This is a genomic window from Alistipes sp. Marseille-P5061, assembly GCF_900290115.1.
GTDB classification, from domain to species: domain Bacteria; phylum Bacteroidota; class Bacteroidia; order Bacteroidales; family Rikenellaceae; genus Alistipes; species Alistipes excrementigallinarum.
This window is the reverse complement of sequence record NZ_LT985748.1, coordinates 781,443-800,134: the sequence shown is the minus strand read 5'-3', so window position 1 is coordinate 800,134 and position 18,692 is coordinate 781,443. Positions and strand designations below refer to the sequence as shown.

Here is an 18,692-nt window from a genome sequence, read left to right as displayed (position 1 = left end):
GGTTCTCTCTTCTGTTGTTTTCGATGTCACCGGACGCGCAGCCGCTTGAGCTCCTCGAAGAAGAGCGGGTAGCTCTTCGAGACGCACTCGGCTCCCTCGATGGTCACCGGACCGTCGGCGCGCAGGGCTGCGGCGGCCAGCGACATGGCGATGCGGTGGTCGCCGTGGCTCGAAACCCGTCCGCCGTGGAGCGCTCCGCCGCGGATGCGCATGATGTCCTCGGTATCGATGTCGATTTCGATGCCCAGACGGCCGTACTCCTCGCGCAGCGCCTCGGCGCGGTGGCACTCCTTGTGCTCGAGGCGCGAGGTGCCCCGGATGACGCTCACTCCCTCGGCCGCCGAGGCCAGGACGGCCAGCGCCGGGAAGAGGTCGGGGCAGTGCGTGGCGTCGAACTCGAAGGCGCGCAGCGGACGTTGTGCCGCCGTGACGGCCTTCGTCTCGTCGATGAGGCCCGCCCCCGAGCGGACGAGGGCCGTCAGCACGGCCGTGTCGGCCTGCTGCGAGAGGCTCGAGATGGTCTCGACGCGCACCTCGCCGGCCGTGGCGCCGATGGCCAGCATCATGGCTGCGGCGCTCCAGTCGCCCTCGATGGCGAACTCCGCCGGGCGGTAGCGCTGGCCCCCCTCGATGAAGAACTCCTCGAGGTCGTTGTGGCTGATTTCCACGCCGAAGCGGGCGGCCGTCGAGACGGTCATCGCCAGATAGGGCTTCGAGACGGCGTGGCGCACGTGGAGTGTCGTGTCGCGGTGCGCCAGGGGAAGCGCCAGCAGCAGTCCGGTGACGAACTGCGACGAGAGCGAGCCGTCAATCTCCAGCTCGCCCCCCTCGAGCGGTCCCCGCACCTCGACGGGCAGCCGCCCCTCGTTGTCACGGGCGTAGGCGCCCAGCTGCCGCAGCGCCTCGGTCATCGGGTGCATCGGGCGGCGGAGCAGCGACCCCGTGCCCTCGATGAGCATCGGCTCGCGTCCGAGGGCGGCAATGGGGGTGAACAGACGCGCCGCAAGGCCCGATTCGCCCACCTGGAGCCGGTTGGCGCGGGGCGCCAGGCCTCCGCGGATGGAGAGCGTGTCGGCGCCCGTCTGCCGCACCTCGGCACCCAGCGTGCGGATGCAGTGCAGCGCCGAGCGCGTGTCGTCGCAGAATTCGATGTTGTGCAGGGTCGATTCCCCGTCGGCCAGCAGCGAGGCGGCCAGGGCGCGTTGGGCGTAACTCTTCGAACAGGGGGGCGTCAACGCGCCTGCGACGCGCCCCGGGGGTATGGTGATGTCCATGACTGGAATTTACTCGTTTTTCGGCGTCCCGGTTTCCGCCCCGGCGTCCGCTTCCGCTCCGCCGTCGGGCGCTGCGGCATCCGCCGGCTTCTGAGCTGCGTCCGCCTCCGAAGTCCGGGGCGCGGCCTCGGCCGCCTTGCGGTTTTTCATGTCCTGGGTGATTTGGTGGCTCTTCTTGAGCTCGAAGTGCTGTCCGAGGTAGACCTTGCGCACCATCGGGTCGGCGGCCAGCTCCTCGGCCGTACCCGTCTTGAGGATTTTGCCCTCGTAGAGCAGGTAGGTGCGGTCGGTGATGGCCAGCGTCTCGTCGACGTTGTGGTCGGTGATAATGACGCCGATGTTCTTGTGCTTCAGGGTGGCGACAATCGACTGGATATCCTCCACGGCGATGGGGTCGACACCCGCAAAGGGCTCGTCGAGCAGGATGAAGGCGGGGTTGATGGCCACCGCGCGGGCAATCTCCGTACGGCGCCGCTCGCCGCCCGAGAGCTGGATGCCGAGGCTCTTGCGCACCTTCTGCAGGCGGAACTCCTCGATGAGCGCCTCGACGCGCTCCTGCTGGTACTGCTTCGAGTAGTCGGTCATTTCGAGCACGGCCCGGATGTTGTCCTCGACCGAGAGCCGGCGGAAGACCGACGCCTCCTGGGCCAGATAGCCGACGCCCATCTGTGCGCGGCGGTAGACCGGTTCGTGCGTGAGCTCGGTCACCACGCCCTCGTCGTTCTCGAGAAATATCTGCCCCTCGTTGGGTTTGATAAGCCCCACAATCATGTAGAAGGTCGTCGTCTTGCCCGCTCCGTTGGGTCCGAGCAGACCGACGATTTCTCCCTGCCGGACATCGATGGAGACGTGATTGACCACCGTGCGGGTCTTGTATTTCTTGACGAGTTCACTGGTGTAGAGACGCATGTTTTGCCGAATAAAATTTTTGACAAAGTTATGCTTTTTTCCGAAAATTTTTTTATCTTTGAATGAATTTTGTGATTTTAGAGACTGTGCAGACGACAATGAAACAGGAGCAGGAAAAGGAACAATCATCGCTGTTGCACGAGAAGCTGAAGGAGTACTTCGGATTCTCATCGTTCAAAGGGAACCAGGAAGCCGTCATCCGTAACGTGTTGGCCGGCAGGGATACCTTTGTATTGATGCCAACGGGCGGCGGCAAATCATTGTGCTACCAGCTTCCGGCGCTTCTGATGGAGGGTGTGGCGATTGTCATCTCGCCGCTCATCGCCCTGATGAAGAATCAGGTGGACTCCATGCGTACCTTCTCGGCCGAGTCGGGCATTGCGCACTTCCTCAACTCGTCGCTCAACAAGACGGCCGTGCAGCAGGTCCGCTCCGACGTGCTCGCTGGGAAGACCAAGCTGCTCTACTTCGCCCCCGAATCGCTGACCAAGGAGGACAACGTCGCCTTCCTGCGCAAAATCAAAATTTCGTTCTACGCCATCGACGAGGCGCACTGCATCTCGGAGTGGGGCCACGACTTCCGGCCCGAGTACCGCCGCATCCGCCCCATCATCAACGAAATAGGCCCGGCGCCGCTCATCGCCCTGACGGCCACCGCCACCCCCAAGGTGCAGATGGACATCCAGAAGAACCTGGGCATGACCGACGCCTCGGTCTTCAAGTCGTCGTTCAACCGTCCCAACCTCTATTATGAAATAAGGCCCAAGCACAACGTCGACCACGACATCATCCGCTTCATCAAGCAGAACGAGGGCAAGAGCGGCATCATCTACTGCCTGAGCCGCAAGAAGGTCGAGGAGCTCACCGAGCTGCTCTTGGCCAACGGCATCAAGGCACGCGCCTACCATGCCGGCATGGATGCCTCGACGCGTGCTGCCAACCAGGACGACTTCCTCATGGAGCGTGTCGACGTGATTGTGGCGACGATTGCCTTCGGCATGGGCATCGACAAGCCCGACGTGCGCTACGTGATTCACTACGACATGCCCAAGTCGCTCGAGGGCTACTACCAGGAGACGGGCCGTGCGGGCCGCGACGGCGGCGAGGGGTACTGCCTGGCCTTCTACAGCTACAAGGATATCCAGAAGCTCGAGAAGTTCATGCAGGGCAAGCCCATTGCCGAGCAGGAAATCGGCAAGCTGCTGCTGCTCGAGACGGTCTCCTATGCCGAGAGCTCGATGTGCCGCCGCAAGACGCTGCTGCACTACTTCGGCGAGGAGTATACCGAGGAGAACTGCGGCAACTGCGACAACTGCCGCAACCCCAAGCCCAAGGTCGACGCCAAGGCCGAGCTGAAGATGGCGCTCGAGGCGCTGCGCGACATCGGCGACAAGTTCAAGAGCGACTACCTCATCAACGTGCTGCTGGGCAAGAATACAGCCCTCATCAAGAGCTACGGCCACAACAAGTCGAAGTGGTTCAGCGCCGGAGCCGACCACGATGCCCGCTTCTGGGGCGCCGTGGTGCGTCAGGCGCTCATCCTCGGACTGGTCGACAAGAATATCGAGAACTACGGTCTGATTTCCATCAACCGCAAGGGTGAGAACTACATCGCCATGCCCTTCCCCGTGACCGTGACGCTCGACCACGACTACGACGCCGAGGAGAAGGAGATTGAGGCGGTGGCGCCGATGGGCAAGGGCGGAGCGGCCGACGAGGAGCTCTTCGCGATGCTCAAGGACCTGCGCAAGAAGGTGGCCAAGAAGCACGGGCTGCCCCCCTTCGTCATCTTCCAGGACCCCTCGCTCGAGGACATGTCGGTGCAGTACCCCATCACGCTCGAGGAGATGCAGAACATCACGGGCGTGGGCGTGGGCAAGGCGCGCAAGTTCGGCGAGGAGTTCGTCAAGCTCATCAAGGCCTACGTCGAGGAGAAGGAGATTATCCGCCCGCAGGACATGATTGTCAAGTCGGTGGGCAACAAGTCGGGCAACAAGATATTCATCATCCAGTCCATCGACCGCAAGATGGACTTCGAGGACATCGCCCGCGCCAAGGACCTCGACTTCGACGAGCTGCTGACCGAAATCGAGGGCATCGTCAACTCGGGAACGAAGCTCGACATCTCCTACTACATCCGCGAGTTCATGGACGAGGACAAGGCCGACGACATCTACCTCTACTTCAAGGAGGATGCCGAGAGCGATTCGCTCGATGTGGCCATCAAGGAGCTGGGTCCCGACTATACGGAGGAGGAGATTCGTCTGGTGCGCATCAAGTTCATCTGCGAGCAGGGCAACTGATGCTCCGGTGAGGCGTTTCCGGCGGTTTTCAGTGCCGCCGGCAGGGGTCTCTCCGGTGCGCGAGATAAGGGACCTTTGCGTCGTCCGGGCACTGCCCGGAGCCGGTGCGGGGCCCGATGTAACCTAAAACGAACGCCTATGAATAAGAAGACCTTTACTCTTGCCTTAGTGTTTTTCTGTGCGACTGTCGTGTGGCTGGGGGTCAACATCTATTGGCTTGTGGCACGGCCGGCGTGTGTCTGTCTGCTCGATTTGCTCATTGCCTTCCTCTTCGTGCTGGCGGGTGCGGGCATGACCTGGAACGAATACAAGAAGAAGCGGCGGCGCCACCTCGACGAGGTCAATCCGCACAAACTCCCCTGAGGGGCCTAAACTGAGATTCTGAGCCTATGAAAGAGAAACTGTTGCAGGGACTGCGGCTGCTGATGATGGTCGTGGCCATTGCGGGCATCATCTATGCCGTCGAATACATGCCGTCGGGCATTGCCGTCTGGTTCTGGGTTGCCGTGCTGGGCGTGGGCTTCGTCGGCCTGCTCTATTCGTTCCGCGTCACGCAGCGGAGGTTGCGCCAGGCGCGCCGTGCGCAGGAGCGCAAGGAACAGAAGGAGGAGAAGAAGAACCGCTCCCGCTTGCGCCGAGGCCGCCGCTGAGCCGGTGGGGTAGTTGCCCGGTTGTGCAGGAGGGGCGCTGAATTGGCAGAGTGGTTCCCGGTTGTGCAGGGGCGCCGCTGAGCCGGTGGGGTAGTTGACCGTTTGTGCAGGGACGCCGCTGAGTTGGTAAGGCTCCGTGTCGTTGAGGCACCGGGGCGGTCGTTCCGGGACCGGCTGCTGCGGGGAATGAACCTTGCGGAGGGTTGCGACGACCTTCCCGAACCCGAAGTAAGAAGCAAGAAGAGGACAGGGAGTGGTGAAGGCTGCTCCCTGTCTGCGTGACGGAGCCGATGGAGCGCCCTCTTCGACAGGCGAAAACCCGGCTTCCGGTTTGGCGCTCTGTCACCCTTTTCGTATCTTTGCACCCATGACCGAAGTCAGAGCCAAAAAATCGTTGGGCCAGCATTTCCTGGTCGACCTCAACATTGCCCGCAAAATCTGCGACGCGCTCTCGGGCGGCGCCCTCGTGGCCACATCCGACGGCTCCTTCCACTGTGCCGCGCCGGAGACGGACGCCGCGCCTAAAGCGAACAATGCGCCAAACGGAGACGCGGCATCGGACACCGCAGTCGTGGCGAGCTCCACGGCGAAGAGCGCGCCGAAGCCCTCCGTACCGTCCGAAGCCTCCGGACAGGAGGCGGATGTGCCTGCCGGCGGCGCCTGCGACGTACTCGAGGTGGGGTGCGGCATGGGGGTCCTGACCCGCTTCCTGCTGCAGCGCCGCGACATCGTTACCTACGGCGCCGAAATCGACTCCGAGAGCGTCGCCTACCTGCACGACCACTATCCCGAGTTTACGCCGCGCCTTATGGAGGGCGATTTCCTGCGGATGGAGCTCCGCGACCTCTTTCCGCGCGGGGTGAAGGTGATTGGCAACTTCCCTTACAACATTTCGTCCCAGATTTTCTTCAAAATCCTGGAGAACCGCGACCTGGTGCCCGAATGCGTCGGGATGATTCAGCGCGAGGTGGCCGTGCGTCTGGCCGAGCCTCCCGGCTCGAAGGAGTACGGCATCCTGAGCGTGCTGCTGCAGGCGTGGTACGACATCGAATACCTCTTCACGGTCAACGAGACGGTCTTCAATCCCCCTCCGAAGGTCAAGAGCGCCGTCATCCGCCTGCGCCGCAACGGCGTCGAGCGGCTCGACTGCGACGAGCGGCTCTTCGTGCGGGTGGTCAAGGCGTCGTTCGGCCAGCGGCGCAAGATGCTGCGCAACTCGCTCCGGGCCGTCTTCGGCAACTTTGGCGGCGAGGAGCACCCCTTCTTTTCACGGCGTGCCGAGACGCTGTCGGTGGCCGAGTTCGTCGAGCTGACGCGCTGGGTGGCGGCACACATCGGAGCTGCCTCCGCAGACGGCGCAGGGGCGGATGCACCGGCGGAGCGCAACCAGGGGGCGGCCGGTCCGACCGGAGCCTGACGTAAGACGGACGCTCCGAAGAGCGGGTGCCGTATGGAAAACCCCGGAGGAACCTTTATTCATGGGTCCCTCCGGGGTTCGCTTTTTCTGCAGGGCGGAGCCTGTCGGCCGGCGTCGGGGGCTTCCGCCTGCGTGCGCGGCGTGGGGCGCCTCCGCATCTCTGCAACCCGGTTGCTTTGCGTCCCGCGGATTCGGTCCGGACTACTCGGGCAGCGTGCCGAGTTCGGGGTCGCCGACGACGACCGTCACCAAATCCTCGTGGGCCAGATACTGTCGCGCCAGGCGCTGCACCTCGGCGGGGGTGATGGCCCGGATGCGGCGGATGTTCTGCTCGATGACCTCGTTGCCGTCGCCGCAAAGCAGGTTCTCAATCGTCACGTCGGCGATGCCGAAGGGGCCGTCGAGGATGCGCAGCATCTCGCCGACCATCATGTTCCGCACCAGCGAGAGCTCCTCCTCGGAGACCGGCTCGTTGCGCAGACGCTCGATTTCGGCATAGATTTGGCCCAGCGCCTCGGCCGTCACCTCGCTGCCCACCTGTGTTGCGACGGCGAAGTAGCCCGCCTGCTCGAAGTTGACCATGGCGGCCACCACCCCGTAGGTGAATCCGTTGCGCTCGCGCAGGTTCTGCATCAGACGCGAGCCGAAGTAGCCGCCCAGCAGCATGGCCACCACCTGCATGCCCAGAAAGTCGGGATGCTGCCGCGGGAAGAGCAGCCGCCCGATGCGGATGGCCGACTGCACCGCCCCGGCATGAGGCAGGATGAGCCTGTGGGTGGTCTCCGGTGCCGGCATGGGCTCCTCGGCGCCGGCCGCGGAGGTCGCAAGGGCGCCGGCAAGGCGTCCGACGACATCGAGCTCCTGCGCTCCGATGCGGCCGCTGCAGACCACCAGCGTTTGGTCGGCGGTGTAGTGTTCGCGGTAGAAGTGCTCAATGGCCTGTCGCGTCACCGCGTCGTAGGCCTCGGTCGGCGCCGCAATGCCGTAGGGGTGCGTCGTCCCGAAGAGCGCCTGGGCAAAGGCCTCGCGGGCCCGCACGTCGACCTTCGTGCGGTCGATGGTGAGCCGCTGGCGGCGCTTCGCGCAGTAGCTGCGCAGCTCCTCCTCGGGGAAGAGCGGGCGGAGCAGAATCTCGCGGGCCACCTCGAGCGTCTGGGGTACGAACTTCGAGAGGGCGGCGAAACTGATGTAGGCGTAGTCTCGGTCGATGTTGGCATCGTACCACGAGCCGTAGTAGTCGAGCCGTTCGGCAATCTGCTGCGCCGTCATCCCGCGGCTCCCTTCGGCGAGCATGTTGGCGGTCGTCGAGGCGGTGAAGAACTCCCGCTGACGGGCCGTGCCGGCGCGGAAGACGAACGAGATGCGCAGCACCTCGAATTCGGGGGCCGCAAGGGTGTAGAGCCGCACGCCGTTAGGCAGCGTGTGCAGTTCGGCCGGCGTTACATCGACCTGCGAGGGGATAATCAGGGGCGGTTGTTTCATCATGAGCGTGCCTTGTAGATGAGTGTCGAGGAGTTCTCCGCGCGGAAGGTCCGGCGGCTGAAGTCGATGATGTCGTCGGCCGTGACGCTGCGGTAGCGGTCTACCTCGGCGTTGATGAGGGCCAGGTCGCCCAGCATCTCGTAGAAGCCGAGGTTCATCGCCTTGTTCATCACGTTCAGCTCGCCGAAGAGGGTGTTGGCCTCGAACTTGTTCTTGACCTTCTCGGTCTCGTAGTCGCCGGCCGGGGTGCGGCAGAGCTCCTCCATCTCGCCCAGCAGCGCCTCTTCGGCCTGCTCGGGCGTCGTCTCGGGGAGCAGCTGTCCCGTGAAGACGAAGAGTCCCGGGTCGCGGTCGCCCGTGATGTAGGCGTTGACGCTGGCCAGCAGCCTGCGCTCCTTGACCAGGCGGTTGTAGAGCCGCCCCGAGTCGCCGCCGGCCAGCAGGTCCGAGACCAGGTCGGCCGTGTAGAAGTCGGGCGAGAGGCGGTCGCCCATGTGGTAGGCGATGGAGATGGCCGTGGCCGGCACGTCGCGCTCGACCTCCTCGCGGCGCGCCTCCCGCTGCGGAGGCTCCTGCGCGATGGGCTCTTCGGTCACCGTGCGGGGGGCAATCTGGCCGAAGTAACGCTCCGCGAGGTCGAGCATCCGCTCCTCGTCGATGTCGGCCGAGAGCGAGAGGATGGCGTTGCCGGGGTGATAGTGGTCGCGGTAGAAGCGGCGCACCTCGTCGAGCGAGGCGGCGGCGATGTGGTCGGGTGTCAGTCCGATGGTCGACCAGCGGTAGGGGTGGACCTTGTAGGCCAGCGCCCGCAGCAGCATCTGCTGGTCGCCGTAGGGCTGGTTGAGGTAGCGCTGGCGGAACTCCTCGATGACCACGCGCTTCTCCGTTTCGAGCTTCTCGGAGGTGATGTCCAACCCCTCCATGCGGTCGCTCTCGAGCCAGAGCGCCGTCTCGATGTTGTCCTTCGGCAGCGTGATGTAGAAATCGGTATAGTCGTTGTTGGTAAAGGCGTTGTTGTCGCCGGCGGCCATCTGGACCGGGAGGTCGAAGTTGGGGATGCGGCGCGTGCCGCGGAACATCAGGTGCTCGAACAGATGGGCGAAGCCCGTCCGGTCGGGACGCTCGTTGCGGGCGCCGACCCGGTAGAGGATGTTCACCGCGGCGAGTTTCGACTGGCGGTCGCGGTTCACGACGACCGTCAGCCCGTTGGCAAGACGTTTGGTACGGTAGGCTATCATAGGTGCAAAGATACGAAAAGCGGAGGGTAAAACGCCGCTGCGGCCCGGTTTTTTGCACGGCCCGCCGCGCTTCCTTAATTAAAAATATGTGCGGAGAGGCTCTCCGCAAAAACCGCTCCGCGGCGGCGGCCCTCACGGCATGCGTGCGCGGCGTCGTGCGCCCCGGGGCGGGAGGGTAGCCGCGGTACGCACGCTGCAGGCCGGGGCGGGGCGGGCGAATAACGTGTAGATTGTTAATTTTTTAACACACCGGGAGCGTAAAATTTGTTTGGCGGACGTCATCGTTTTTTTTGATGAAAATTTGTATATTTGCCACGCGTCTGCACAAGCATACAGAAAAACAACACAATATCATCCAAAAACCTTTTAAAAATGGCTGAAAAGAAATTTATCACTTGTGATGGCAACTACGCTGCGGCTCATGTGGCATACATGTTCTCGGAGGTTGCGGCGATTTACCCCATCACGCCGTCGTCGACCATGGCAGAGCTCGTGGACGAGTGGGCCGCTCAGGGCCGCAAGAACATCTTCGGCGAGACCGTCAAGGTGATTGAAATGCAGTCGGAGGCGGGTGCTGCGGGTGCCGTACACGGCTCGCTGCAGAGCGGTGCGCTTACGTCGACCTTCACCGCATCGCAGGGCCTGCTGCTGATGATTCCGAATATGTACAAGATTTCGGGCGAGCTGCTGCCGGGCGTCTTCCACGTTTCGGCCCGTGCGCTGGCTGCCCAGTCGCTCTCGATTTTCGGTGACCACCAGGATGTGATGGCCACGCGTCAGACCGGCTTCGCCATGCTGGCCACCTCGTCCGTGCAGGAGGTTATGGACCTCGCCGGCGTGGCACACCTCGTGGCGCTCAAGTCGCGCGTGCCGTTCCTGCACTTCTTCGACGGTTTCCGCACCTCGCACGAAATCCAGAAAATCGAGCTCATCGACGAGGCAGCCCTCACGGCGCTGCTTGACCGCGATGCCCTGAAGGCCTTCCGTCAGCGTGCGCTCAACCCCGAGCACCCCGTAACGCGCGGTACGGCCCAGAACCCCGACATCTACTTCCAGACGCGCGAGGCTGCCAACAAGTTCTACGACGCCGTGCCCGACATGGTGGCCGAGACGATGGCCCAGATTTCGAAAATCACCGGCCGTGAATACAAGCCCTTCGTATACTACGGCGCTCCCGATGCCGAGCATGTCGTCATCGCGATGGGTTCGGTGACCGAGACCCTGAAGGAGACGGTCGACTATCTGAACGCCAAGGGCGAGAAGCTCGGCGTGGTGACCGTTCACCTCTACCGTCCCTTCTCGGTGAAGTACCTGATGGACGTGCTGCCCCAGAGCGTAAAGCGCATCTGCGTGCTCGACCGCACGAAGGAGCCCGGAGCCAACGGCGACCCCCTCTACATGGATGTTGTCGAGGCCTTCTCGCGCACGGACCGCAAGGTGCTCATCATCGGCGGCCGCTACGGTCTCTCGTCGAAGGACACCACGCCGGCACAGATGCTGGCCGTCTTCGCCAACCTCAAGGCTGCCGAGCCGAAGAACCAGTTCACGGTGGGCATCACCGACGACGTGACCTTCCACTCGCTGCCCGTCGGCAAGGAGATTTCGCTGGCCAAGCCCGGTACGTTCGAGGCTCTCTTCTTCGGTCTGGGCGCCGACGGTACGGTGGGTGCCAACAAGAACTCCATCAAGATTATCGGCGGTACGACCAACAAGTACTGCCAGGCATACTTCTCCTACGACTCGAAGAAGTCGGGAGGCTACACCTCGTCGCACCTGCGTTTCGGTGACAAGCCCATCACGTCGCCCTATCTGGTGACCACGCCCGACTTCGTGGCCTGCCACGTGCCTTCGTATGTCGACAAGTACGACGTGCTGAAGGGTCTGAAGGCTGGTGGTTCGTTCCTGCTCAACTCGGTGCACGACGCCGCCACGACCTGCGCCACGCTGCCCGACCACATGAAGGCCTACCTGGCGAAGAACCACATCAACTTCTACATCATCAACGCCACGAAGATTGCCTCCGAGCTGGGTCTGGGTTCGCGTACGAACACCATCATGCAGTCGGCTTTCTTCAAGATTGCCAACGTCATTCCCTTCGAGAAGGCGGTTGAGGAGATGAAGCACGCCATCCTGAAGTCCTACGGCAAGAAGGGCGAGGATATCGTCAACATGAACTATGCGGCCGTCGACGCCGGCGGCAACGCCGTTGAGAAGGTCGAGGTTCCGGCCGAGTGGGCACAGATTGAGGACAAGGGCTTCACCCATCCGTCGGATGCTTCCTATCCCGAGTTCGTCCGCAAGATTGTCGAGCCCATCAACGGCCTGAAGGGCGACGACCTGCCGGTATCGGCCTTCAACGGCCGTGAGGACGGCACGTGGGAGAACGGTACGGCCGCCTACGAGAAGCGCGGCATTGCCGTCAGCGTTCCCGAGTGGCAGATTGCCAACTGTATCCAGTGCAACCAGTGCGCCTATGTCTGCCCCCACGCCGTGATTCGTCCCTTCCTGGCAACCGACGAGGAGGCTGCCGCTTCGGGTACGGAGTGGAAGCAGGGTCTGGGCGAGACGAAGGCCTACAAGTTCCGCATCCAGATTTCGCCGCTCGACTGTACGGGTTGCGGTAACTGCGTCGACATCTGCCCGGCCAAGGAGAAGGCGCTGGTAATGCGTCCTCTGGAGGAGCAGCTCCCGCAGCAGAAGAACTGGGACTACCTGACCAAGCACATCGGCTACAAGCAGGTGGTCGACAAGACCAAGTCGGTGAAGAACCTCCAGTTCGCACAGCCGCTCTTCGAGTTCTCGGGTGCCTGCGCCGGTTGCGGCGAGACGCCCTACATCAAGGCCATCACGCAGCTCTTCGGCGACAAGATGATGGTTGCCAACGCTACGGGCTGTACGTCTATTTACTCGGGTTCGGCTCCGTCGACTCCTTACTGCACCAACGCCGAGGGCAAGGGTCCGGCATGGGCCAACTCGCTCTTCGAGGATAACGCCGAGTTCGGTCTGGGCATGCACATCGGCGTGGAGAAGCTCCGCGACCGCATCCAGCAGACGATGGAGGAGGCCATAGCCAACTGCTCGAAGTGCTCCGACGAGCTGAAGGGCGTGATGAAGGAGTGGATTGCCAACCGCGGTTCGTCGGCCGGCTCGGCCGAGGTTACGGCCCGTCTGGTGCCGATGATGGAGGCCTGCGGCTGCGACTACTGCAAGGAGATTCTCGCCCACAAGGATTGGCTCATCAAGAAGTCGCAGTGGATTATCGGCGGTGACGGCTGGGGCTACGACATTGGCTACGGCGGTCTGGACCATGTCCTCTCGACGGGTCAGGATGTGAACGTGCTGGTTGTCGATACGGAGGTTTACTCCAATACGGGCGGCCAGTCGTCGAAGTCGACCCCCGTGGGTGCCGTTGCCAAGTTCGCATCGGCCGGCAAGCGCGTCCGCAAGAAGGACCTCGGCGCGATGGCCATGACCTACGGCTACGTATACGTTGCCCAGGTTTCGATTGGCGGCTCGCAGCAGCAGCTCTTCAACGTGCTGAAGGAGGCCGAGGCTTATCCCGGTCCGTCGCTCATCATCGCCTACGCTCCGTGTATCAACCACGGCATCAAGGGCGGCATGACGCGTACGCAGACCGTCGGCAAGGAGGCCGTAGCATGCGGCTACTGGCACCTGTGGCACTACAACCCGCAGCTTGAGGCCGAGGGCAAGAACCCCTTCGTGCTCGACTCGAAGGAGCCCGACTGGACGAAGTTCCGCGAATTCCTGATGAAGGAGGTTCGTTACTCGTCGCTCCAGAAGTCCTTCCCGACCGAGGCCGAGGAGCTCTACAAGGCAGCCGAGGAGAATGCCAAGTGGCGTTACAACACCTACAAGCGTCTGTCGATAATCGAGTACTAATACTTTCGCAGGCAAATAAAAAGGGTCCGCAGTGAATTACTGCGGACCATTTTTGTTTATTCAATCGATTCTGTTAAATTGAAAAACTTTTCGTATATTTGTGATAAATTCGTTTTTTGTGTATTTCACATGGAGATTTAATATTTTGCCTATGGATAAATAAATGACTTGAGGACATATAGATAAAAGGCGTTAGCTTCTATTTCGGGATTTTGAAACTTCCACTTATCAAACATGTCCCCGAAGGAATAAAGTTCAACGCCCATGCTGTGTATTCCAGCGTGGGCTTTATTCTGTGTTCGGGGACAAGGGTTGTGGAAGACCTCAAAATCCGGCATTGAGCAAAGGGTCCGCGCTTTTTGTTTTGTCTGCACTCTCCCTGAACGGGCCCCCTTATCCCAACCTAAATTTAATCCGAATTGACCTATGAAAAGATTTTTGTGTATTCTTGCGGCCGCCTTCCTTTTTGTTTCTTGCGGTTCGCAGCGCATGCTGGTGGTACCCCGTGCCGTCAACACCGTCAATACGGCGGCAATTGAGGAGTTGAACCTCGAACGTGGCGACTATGAGGTGTTGAATACAATTTCGGCTGAGGCCTCCATCTCCTATTGGAGCAATAAGTCGGGGACCAAGTATGAAATTATAGACGAGCAAAATGAATTTTCGTTGAAGTATGACTATTCTCTGAAGAAGGGGTGGTTTTGCAAGTTCAGTGGAATCTTGAAGCTCGGGTATCTCAGTGGAGATTATGTAGGCGAAACGACCAATCTTTTCCGTCCCGAGGATGTCGCCCGGCGTCTGGCCATTTATCGCCTGATTAACGAGGCTCAGCAGTACGGCACGGATGTATTGATTGCTCCGACCGTTGCAACCAACGTGGAGCAGTTGGGCGATAGAGTGATTTTCAAATCGACGGCTACGGCTAAAATCGTAAAAATCAAGACTGACAATTGATATATAATCAATCCGGACATATGAAAAATAATATTAGTCGAATACTGACCCTTGTTTTGGCATTGTCGATGTTGGCTGCCTGTGGGTCGAGTAAGAAGGTAGTGGCTACGGGACCGAGAATATTGAATCTGGCTCTTGTCGAAGAGCCCTATTCGAACCGGTATGTTGATTTGGATTATGGCATTCGGCTCAATGTACGTGACGGACGGGCCAATACGAAGTTCGTGCAGAAATATGATGCCAGCGCCGTATCGCTGCCTTCGGTTCAGGTAAATCCCGATTTATTGTCTTTTGTCGGGGAGAGTACGCGCCGTTACATGCGTACGATGGGCTTTGTGCTCAATGCCGATGTGGCCACCGATTACATGATGACCATTATGCTTCGCGAATTTGCGGTCAACTACCTCTCCGGTGTGGGATGGAGCGGTACCGTGCAGATGAATGTTGAGGTGCATGACCGCAACGGACGGCTGGTTTACCCCAATGTTGTGGTTTCAGGTCGTGCCAATGGTTCCGGCAACAGCTCCGATTTCATTGCGGCTGCCCAAACCCTCAACAAAGCGTATGCGAATGCTTTGCGCGATATTGACTGGGACAGAATCGCCTTCTTCCTGCGCAAGGCCGATACTCCGGCTCTCGAAAAGAACAAGCAGGTGACGGGAGATGGGAACACGTCGCTCGAAGCAACCGTTATCCGTTGGTATATCGACTCGTCGCCCCGCGGTGCTGATGTATCGTCGCGAATTGTCTCATCTGTTTCCGATGTCAAGAATACGAACCAGAATTACGTGGGCTCCACACCCTACGAGACGACGGAGACGTTCGACATCAAGGGCCTTACGTTCAACAATTCGGGCAATGTGCAGATTGAGATTACGTGTGAGAAGCCCGGTTACATTACTCAGAAGCGTCGCTTCAATCTCCGACAGGTTATTGAGCAAAAGGAAATTTCAACCAAATTCAATCTTGTGAAGGAGGAGTAGCTCCCGCTTTTTCATGAACACGGCTGCCCAGGTACAAGGGCGGCCGTTTTTGTTTGCTTTTGTGAGTATGCGTATACTACAATGTGCACGTCGTATGAACAAACACCTGTAATGAAATTCTCTTGCTCACCATGTGTGGTGGAGTCAAGGCTTTCTTGGATTGAAGACGCAGCAGGTCGTTTGCGCTTTCCGAACTTGAAATTGGGAGAATTGCAACGAGTTGGTTATCTTTGCCGCGGGATAGTCCGGGCCGAAGGCCGTTGCCTGTTTGTGTCGTTGCGGCATGGCTTTTGGACTCCAGGGCGTAAAACCGATACAGCAAACAATAAAAACAATAGACACATGAAAAAGATTCTCTTTGCGGCCGCAGCCGTGCTGGTTGCGCTGACCGCCTGCGACGGAGCCAGGAAGACCGTCGCGCTCGAAGGTACGCAGTGGAAGCTGGAGCAGATGGAGGGCATTCCCGCCGAGGCCATCACGCGCGAGGCCGACTTCTTCACGCTGACCTTCAACGCTGCCGATACGATGGTCAACGGTCGTACGAACTGCAACCGCTTCTTCGGCCGCTATGCACTCAACGGCAACGAGCTCGAGTTCGACAACATGGGTATGACGCGGATGGCCTGCCCCGAGATGGAGTATGAGAACGCCTTCGTGGAGATGCTCAACGGGGTGGACGGCTACGCCATCGAGGGCGAGACGCTGACGCTGCTCGGCAACGGCAAGGCGCTGGCCACCTTCAAGGCGCAGAGCGCAGCGGTGCCGACGACCCAGGATGCTCCGGCTGCCAGGGTGACCCCCGTCGAGGCGGCCGAGGCTGCCATCGAGGTGATGGATTCGATTGACGTGGTCGAGTAACGACCCTCTTCGGAATAGGAAAAGGGTGGCTCCCGGAGGGGCCACCCCTTTTTGTTGCCCGACGGCAGCACTTGTGCGTCGATACGAAAAAAGCGGACTTCCCGCAGGGGAAATCCGCCTTGTTTCGCGTTCCGAAAGCAGTTACTCGCTCAGCGGGGTAACGCTTACATAGGACTTGCCGCTCGCCTTCTTGCAGAACTCGACCGTACCGTCGACCAGCGCGAAGAGCGTGTGGTCCTTGCCCATGCCGACGTTCTCGCCCGGATTGTGTACCGTACCGCGCTGACGAACGATGATGTTACCTGCCTTTGCGAACTGACCGCCGAACAGTTTCACGCCGAGTCGCTTGCTTTCCGACTCACGGCCGTTCTTCGAACTACCTACACCTTTCTTGTGTGCCATTTCTCTTCAGTTTTTAAAGGTTTATGCAACAATCTCCTCTACGAGCACCTGCGTCAGATACTGGCGGTGTCCGTTGCACTTCTGGTATCCCGTTCTGCGCTTCTTCTTGAAGACGAGGACCTTGTCGTCCTTCAGGTGCTTCAGAATCTTGCACTTTACCGAGGCGCCTTCTACTACAGGTGCGCCTACCTTGACCTGACCGTCGTTGTCTGCGAGCAGGACCTTGTCGAAACTTACGGACGAGTTTTCTTCGCCCTGGAGACGGTGAACATAAAGTTTCCGACCTTTCTCAGCTTTGAATTGCTGACCTGCAATCTCTACTATAACGTACATTGAATGTGTAAATTATGTTTTTGAACATAAATTCAGCATGCAAAGATATGTATTATTCGCTTCATACGCAACAACCTGCGCTAATTTTTTTCGCGGCCGCCGCTTCGGCACGGTTCTGGCGGGCGTCGGCACGGTGCGGCAGGGCCATTGCCACGCAATTTTCAGGAGGGTAGAGCGTTATGAAAATACAGGAAGCGGCCTTGAGCGGCGATGACCGGAGCTGTGGACGGTATGGGTGGAATTGATTGTGAAAAATTTCACAATATCATAAATTGTTGCTACCTTTATGCCAGCAATGAGTATCGAACAAAAACAGGACGAACGATGATAAACGACAAGGAGCGGAAGTTCCTGCTCCCGCCGCTGTTCAATGCGGCGGTGCGGGCCGGGGCAGCCATCATGGAGGTCTACAAGGACAGCTCGTCGTATGAGGTGAGCCTCAAGAGCGACCGAACCCCCATCACGCTGGCCGACCGGCTGGCCCACAAGACCATCCGCGAGTACCTCGGCCCCACGCGGATACCGATTCTGAGCGAGGAGGGGCGCGAACTGCGCTACGAGGAGCGCCGCAACTGGGAGCTCTTCTGGCTGGTCGACCCGCTCGACGGAACGGTAGAATTCCTCAAGGGTAACAACGAATTCACGGTCAACATCGCGCTCATGGAGAACAATGTCTGCGTGGGCGCGGTGATTTATGTCCCCTACTTTGCCAAGATGTATGTGGCCGGACGCGGAGCCGGCTCCTACCTCAAGGAGGGGATTGCGCCCGATGCGGCGGCCGACTATACCTACGAGCAGATTGTCTCCGGCTGGAGACGATTGCCGCTCTTCGACGGCAGTCGCGAGCGGCAGCGCGTGGCCGTCTCGCGTTCGCACCAGACCCCCGAGACGCACGAGCATATCGAGGAGCTGCGCCGCCGCTGGCCCAATCTGGAGGTGGTCGAGCAGGGCAGCTCCTACAAGTTCTGCCTGCTGGCCGAGGGTACGGTCGACTACTACGTCCGCACGTCGCCCACCTACGAGTGGGATACGGCGGCCGGAGAGCTGATTCTCTCGGAGGCGGGCGGTCAGACCCGTTCGCTGCCCGAGGGGCGTGAGCTTCGCTACAACGAGGAGGACCTCCACAACCCCTGGTTCGTCTGCCGGGCGAAGTGCTGCCGGCTCTGACTCTGCGCGGATGCGGCGCCGGGCCCGGAGCGGAGCAGTGGAAGCGGGCATGCCCGGGAGGAAGTCTTGGCTGCGACTGAATTGGGGTCAGCTCCCCGGTGAAGGTGAGGTCGGACGGTGTGTCTCCGTTGGTCGGAGTGAAGGAGGCATTGCCGTTGCGAACGAAGCAGAAGGTTACGTTGCCGTTGAGGGAGAGGCGGCAGGATGTGCCGCTGCCGGTCTGATGTCGGAATACCGCCGCCGGGCGAGGATATGGATAAAAAGAAAGAGGAGTCGTAACTCCTCTTTTTTTGTGCTCGGCGCCCTTTGTGGGCCCGGCACCCGCCTTTTTTGTGCCCGGCGCCCTCTTTTTTGTGCCCGGCACCTGCTTTTTGTGCCCGGCGCCCGCTTGTCGGGGACTTTACGACGCGCGGAACCGGGATTTTGTGCCCGGCGCCGGGGCTTAGCCGGGACGGCCGGACTAACGTGCTGCCGGTTGCTCCGCGGAGGCGGAAGCTGCCGTGCGGCTCCCCGCCGGGGCGTGGTGGATGCGCTGCTCCTCGATGTCGCAGGCCGAGCAGTTGCCCGAGCAGCCCGCTGTGACGCAGTCGGTCTGGCCCGAATCCTCACGCGACTCCTGCACGGCGCACTTGATGCCCAGCCGCTGCATGTTCTTGTTGGTCGAGATTTCCGAATCGATGAAGTGCCCCTTGAACATCAGCGTGAGCGACATCCCGACGACGAACAGGGCGACGGCCGCAATGGCGGCCAGCAGAAGAATCAACCACGATGGCATGACATGTGTGTTTTTAGGGTCCGAAATTTTGGGCTTTCCGGGACAAA

16 protein-coding genes are annotated in these 18,692 nt (G+C 60.5%); 9 read left to right on the top strand and 7 right to left on the bottom strand.

Annotation, left to right across the window (positions count from 1 at the left end):
- Nucleotides 1-26 precede the first annotated feature (26 nt).
- Together aroA and lptB are read right to left on the bottom strand one after the other, a co-directional pair.
- Entirely contained in the window at nt 27-1,274 is a 1,248-nt protein-coding gene (gene aroA / locus C8267_RS03170; protein WP_087361127.1) for a 3-phosphoshikimate 1-carboxyvinyltransferase, read from the bottom strand.
- Nucleotides 1,275-1,283: 9 nt separating this feature from the next.
- Nucleotides 1,284-2,183 carry an LPS export ABC transporter ATP-binding protein gene (gene lptB, locus C8267_RS03165; protein WP_234025670.1) on the bottom strand — a complete coding sequence of 300 codons (900 nt, stop codon included), beginning with the start codon at nt 2,181-2,183 and terminating at the stop codon, nt 1,284-1,286.
- A 98-nt stretch (nt 2,184-2,281) separates the two neighbouring features.
- On the opposite strand from lptB, the gene recQ reads away from it, so the two are divergent.
- The 4 genes from recQ to rsmA all read left to right on the top strand — a co-directional run bounded on the left by recQ (nt 2,282) and on the right by rsmA (nt 6,553).
- On the top strand, nt 2,282-4,486 hold the full coding sequence (gene recQ, locus C8267_RS03160) for a DNA helicase RecQ (RefSeq protein ID WP_106633590.1): 2,205 nt from the start codon (nt 2,282-2,284) through the stop codon (nt 4,484-4,486).
- Nucleotides 4,487-4,624: 138 nt separating this feature from the next.
- A complete protein-coding gene (locus C8267_RS03155; protein ID WP_087361123.1) occupies nt 4,625-4,849 on the top strand; it encodes a hypothetical protein in 225 nt (74 codons plus the stop codon).
- A 26-nt stretch (nt 4,850-4,875) separates the two neighbouring features.
- A complete protein-coding gene (locus tag C8267_RS03150; RefSeq protein WP_106633589.1) occupies nt 4,876-5,136 on the top strand; it encodes a hypothetical protein in 261 nt (86 codons plus the stop codon).
- 367 nt (nt 5,137-5,503) lie between these two features.
- Nucleotides 5,504-6,553 carry a 16S rRNA (adenine(1518)-N(6)/adenine(1519)-N(6))-dimethyltransferase RsmA gene (gene rsmA, locus C8267_RS03145; protein ID WP_234025669.1) on the top strand — a complete coding sequence of 350 codons (1,050 nt, stop codon included), beginning with the start codon at nt 5,504-5,506 and terminating at the stop codon, nt 6,551-6,553.
- Nucleotides 6,554-6,754: 201 nt separating this feature from the next.
- On the opposite strand, the gene C8267_RS03140 is transcribed toward rsmA, so the two are convergent.
- Nucleotides 6,755-8,035, bottom strand: coding sequence for a M16 family metallopeptidase (locus tag C8267_RS03140; protein ID WP_106633746.1), 1,281 nt, complete (start codon nt 8,033-8,035; stop codon nt 6,755-6,757).
- Nucleotides 8,035-9,273, bottom strand: a complete 1,239-nt coding sequence (locus C8267_RS03135; RefSeq protein WP_106633588.1) for a M16 family metallopeptidase — start codon at nt 9,271-9,273, stop codon at nt 8,035-8,037. The genes C8267_RS03140 and C8267_RS03135 overlap by 1 nt, the downstream gene beginning before the upstream one ends.
- Nucleotides 9,274-9,645: 372 nt before the next feature.
- Here C8267_RS03135 and nifJ point away from each other — a divergent pair, with 372 nt between their 5' ends.
- The 4 genes from nifJ to C8267_RS03110 all read left to right on the top strand — a co-directional run bounded on the left by nifJ (nt 9,646) and on the right by C8267_RS03110 (nt 15,968).
- Nucleotides 9,646-13,173: a pyruvate:ferredoxin (flavodoxin) oxidoreductase gene (gene nifJ / locus C8267_RS03130; protein ID WP_106633587.1), complete on the top strand. Its 3,528-nt coding sequence runs from the start codon at nt 9,646-9,648 to the stop codon at nt 13,171-13,173.
- Between the two features lie 426 nt (nt 13,174-13,599).
- Complete coding sequence (locus C8267_RS03120; RefSeq protein ID WP_158699677.1) at nt 13,600-14,127, top strand: hypothetical protein; 528 nt, start codon at nt 13,600-13,602, stop codon at nt 14,125-14,127.
- A gap of 20 nt (nt 14,128-14,147) precedes the next feature.
- On the top strand, nt 14,148-15,110 hold the full coding sequence (locus tag C8267_RS03115; protein ID WP_158699676.1) for a hypothetical protein: 963 nt from the start codon (nt 14,148-14,150) through the stop codon (nt 15,108-15,110).
- Nucleotides 15,111-15,452: 342 nt separating this feature from the next.
- On the top strand, nt 15,453-15,968 hold the full coding sequence (locus C8267_RS03110) for an META domain-containing protein (protein WP_087361115.1): 516 nt from the start codon (nt 15,453-15,455) through the stop codon (nt 15,966-15,968).
- A gap of 141 nt (nt 15,969-16,109) precedes the next feature.
- Here the strand turns inward: C8267_RS03110 and rpmA are convergent, their stop codons facing one another.
- Nucleotides 16,110-16,370, bottom strand: coding sequence for a 50S ribosomal protein L27 (gene rpmA / locus C8267_RS03105; protein WP_087361113.1), 261 nt, complete (start codon nt 16,368-16,370; stop codon nt 16,110-16,112).
- A gap of 21 nt (nt 16,371-16,391) precedes the next feature.
- Nucleotides 16,392-16,703, bottom strand: a complete 312-nt coding sequence (gene rplU / locus C8267_RS03100; protein WP_087361111.1) for a 50S ribosomal protein L21 — start codon at nt 16,701-16,703, stop codon at nt 16,392-16,394.
- A gap of 324 nt (nt 16,704-17,027) precedes the next feature.
- Here rplU and cysQ point away from each other — a divergent pair, with 324 nt between their 5' ends.
- Nucleotides 17,028-17,870: a 3'(2'),5'-bisphosphate nucleotidase CysQ gene (gene cysQ / locus C8267_RS03095; RefSeq protein WP_087361109.1), complete on the top strand. Its 843-nt coding sequence runs from the start codon at nt 17,028-17,030 to the stop codon at nt 17,868-17,870.
- Between the two features lie 460 nt (nt 17,871-18,330).
- On the opposite strand, the gene C8267_RS03090 is transcribed toward cysQ, so the two are convergent.
- Entirely contained in the window at nt 18,331-18,645 is a 315-nt protein-coding gene (locus C8267_RS03090; protein WP_234025668.1) for a hypothetical protein, read from the bottom strand.
- Nucleotides 18,646-18,692: the final 47 nt, after the last annotated feature.

What these genes read in the sequence shown, in the direction of transcription:
- C8267_RS03135 (WP_106633588.1), bottom strand. Translation starts at nt 9,273, where the DNA reads ATGATAGCCTACCGTACCAAACGTCTTGCCAACGGGCTGACGGTCGTC.
- lptB (WP_234025670.1), bottom strand. Translation starts at nt 2,183, where the DNA reads ATGCGTCTCTACACCAGTGAACTCGTCAAGAAATACAAGACCCGCACG.
- C8267_RS03120 (WP_158699677.1), top strand. Translation starts at nt 13,600, where the DNA reads ATGAAAAGATTTTTGTGTATTCTTGCGGCCGCCTTCCTTTTTGTTTCT.
- C8267_RS03115 (WP_158699676.1), top strand. Translation starts at nt 14,148, where the DNA reads ATGAAAAATAATATTAGTCGAATACTGACCCTTGTTTTGGCATTGTCG.
- C8267_RS03140 (WP_106633746.1), bottom strand. Translation starts at nt 8,035, where the DNA reads ATGAAACAACCGCCCCTGATTATCCCCTCGCAGGTCGATGTAACGCCG.
- rsmA (WP_234025669.1), top strand. Translation starts at nt 5,504, where the DNA reads ATGACCGAAGTCAGAGCCAAAAAATCGTTGGGCCAGCATTTCCTGGTC.
- nifJ (WP_106633587.1), top strand. Translation starts at nt 9,646, where the DNA reads ATGGCTGAAAAGAAATTTATCACTTGTGATGGCAACTACGCTGCGGCT.
- recQ (WP_106633590.1), top strand. Translation starts at nt 2,282, where the DNA reads ATGAAACAGGAGCAGGAAAAGGAACAATCATCGCTGTTGCACGAGAAG.
- rpmA (WP_087361113.1), bottom strand. Translation starts at nt 16,370, where the DNA reads ATGGCACACAAGAAAGGTGTAGGTAGTTCGAAGAACGGCCGTGAGTCG.
- rplU (WP_087361111.1), bottom strand. Translation starts at nt 16,703, where the DNA reads ATGTACGTTATAGTAGAGATTGCAGGTCAGCAATTCAAAGCTGAGAAA.
- cysQ (WP_087361109.1), top strand. Translation starts at nt 17,028, where the DNA reads ATGATAAACGACAAGGAGCGGAAGTTCCTGCTCCCGCCGCTGTTCAAT.
- C8267_RS03150 (WP_106633589.1), top strand. Translation starts at nt 4,876, where the DNA reads ATGAAAGAGAAACTGTTGCAGGGACTGCGGCTGCTGATGATGGTCGTG.
- aroA (WP_087361127.1), bottom strand. Translation starts at nt 1,274, where the DNA reads ATGGACATCACCATACCCCCGGGGCGCGTCGCAGGCGCGTTGACGCCC.
- C8267_RS03155 (WP_087361123.1), top strand. Translation starts at nt 4,625, where the DNA reads ATGAATAAGAAGACCTTTACTCTTGCCTTAGTGTTTTTCTGTGCGACT.
- C8267_RS03110 (WP_087361115.1), top strand. Translation starts at nt 15,453, where the DNA reads ATGAAAAAGATTCTCTTTGCGGCCGCAGCCGTGCTGGTTGCGCTGACC.
- C8267_RS03090 (WP_234025668.1), bottom strand. Translation starts at nt 18,645, where the DNA reads ATGCCATCGTGGTTGATTCTTCTGCTGGCCGCCATTGCGGCCGTCGCC.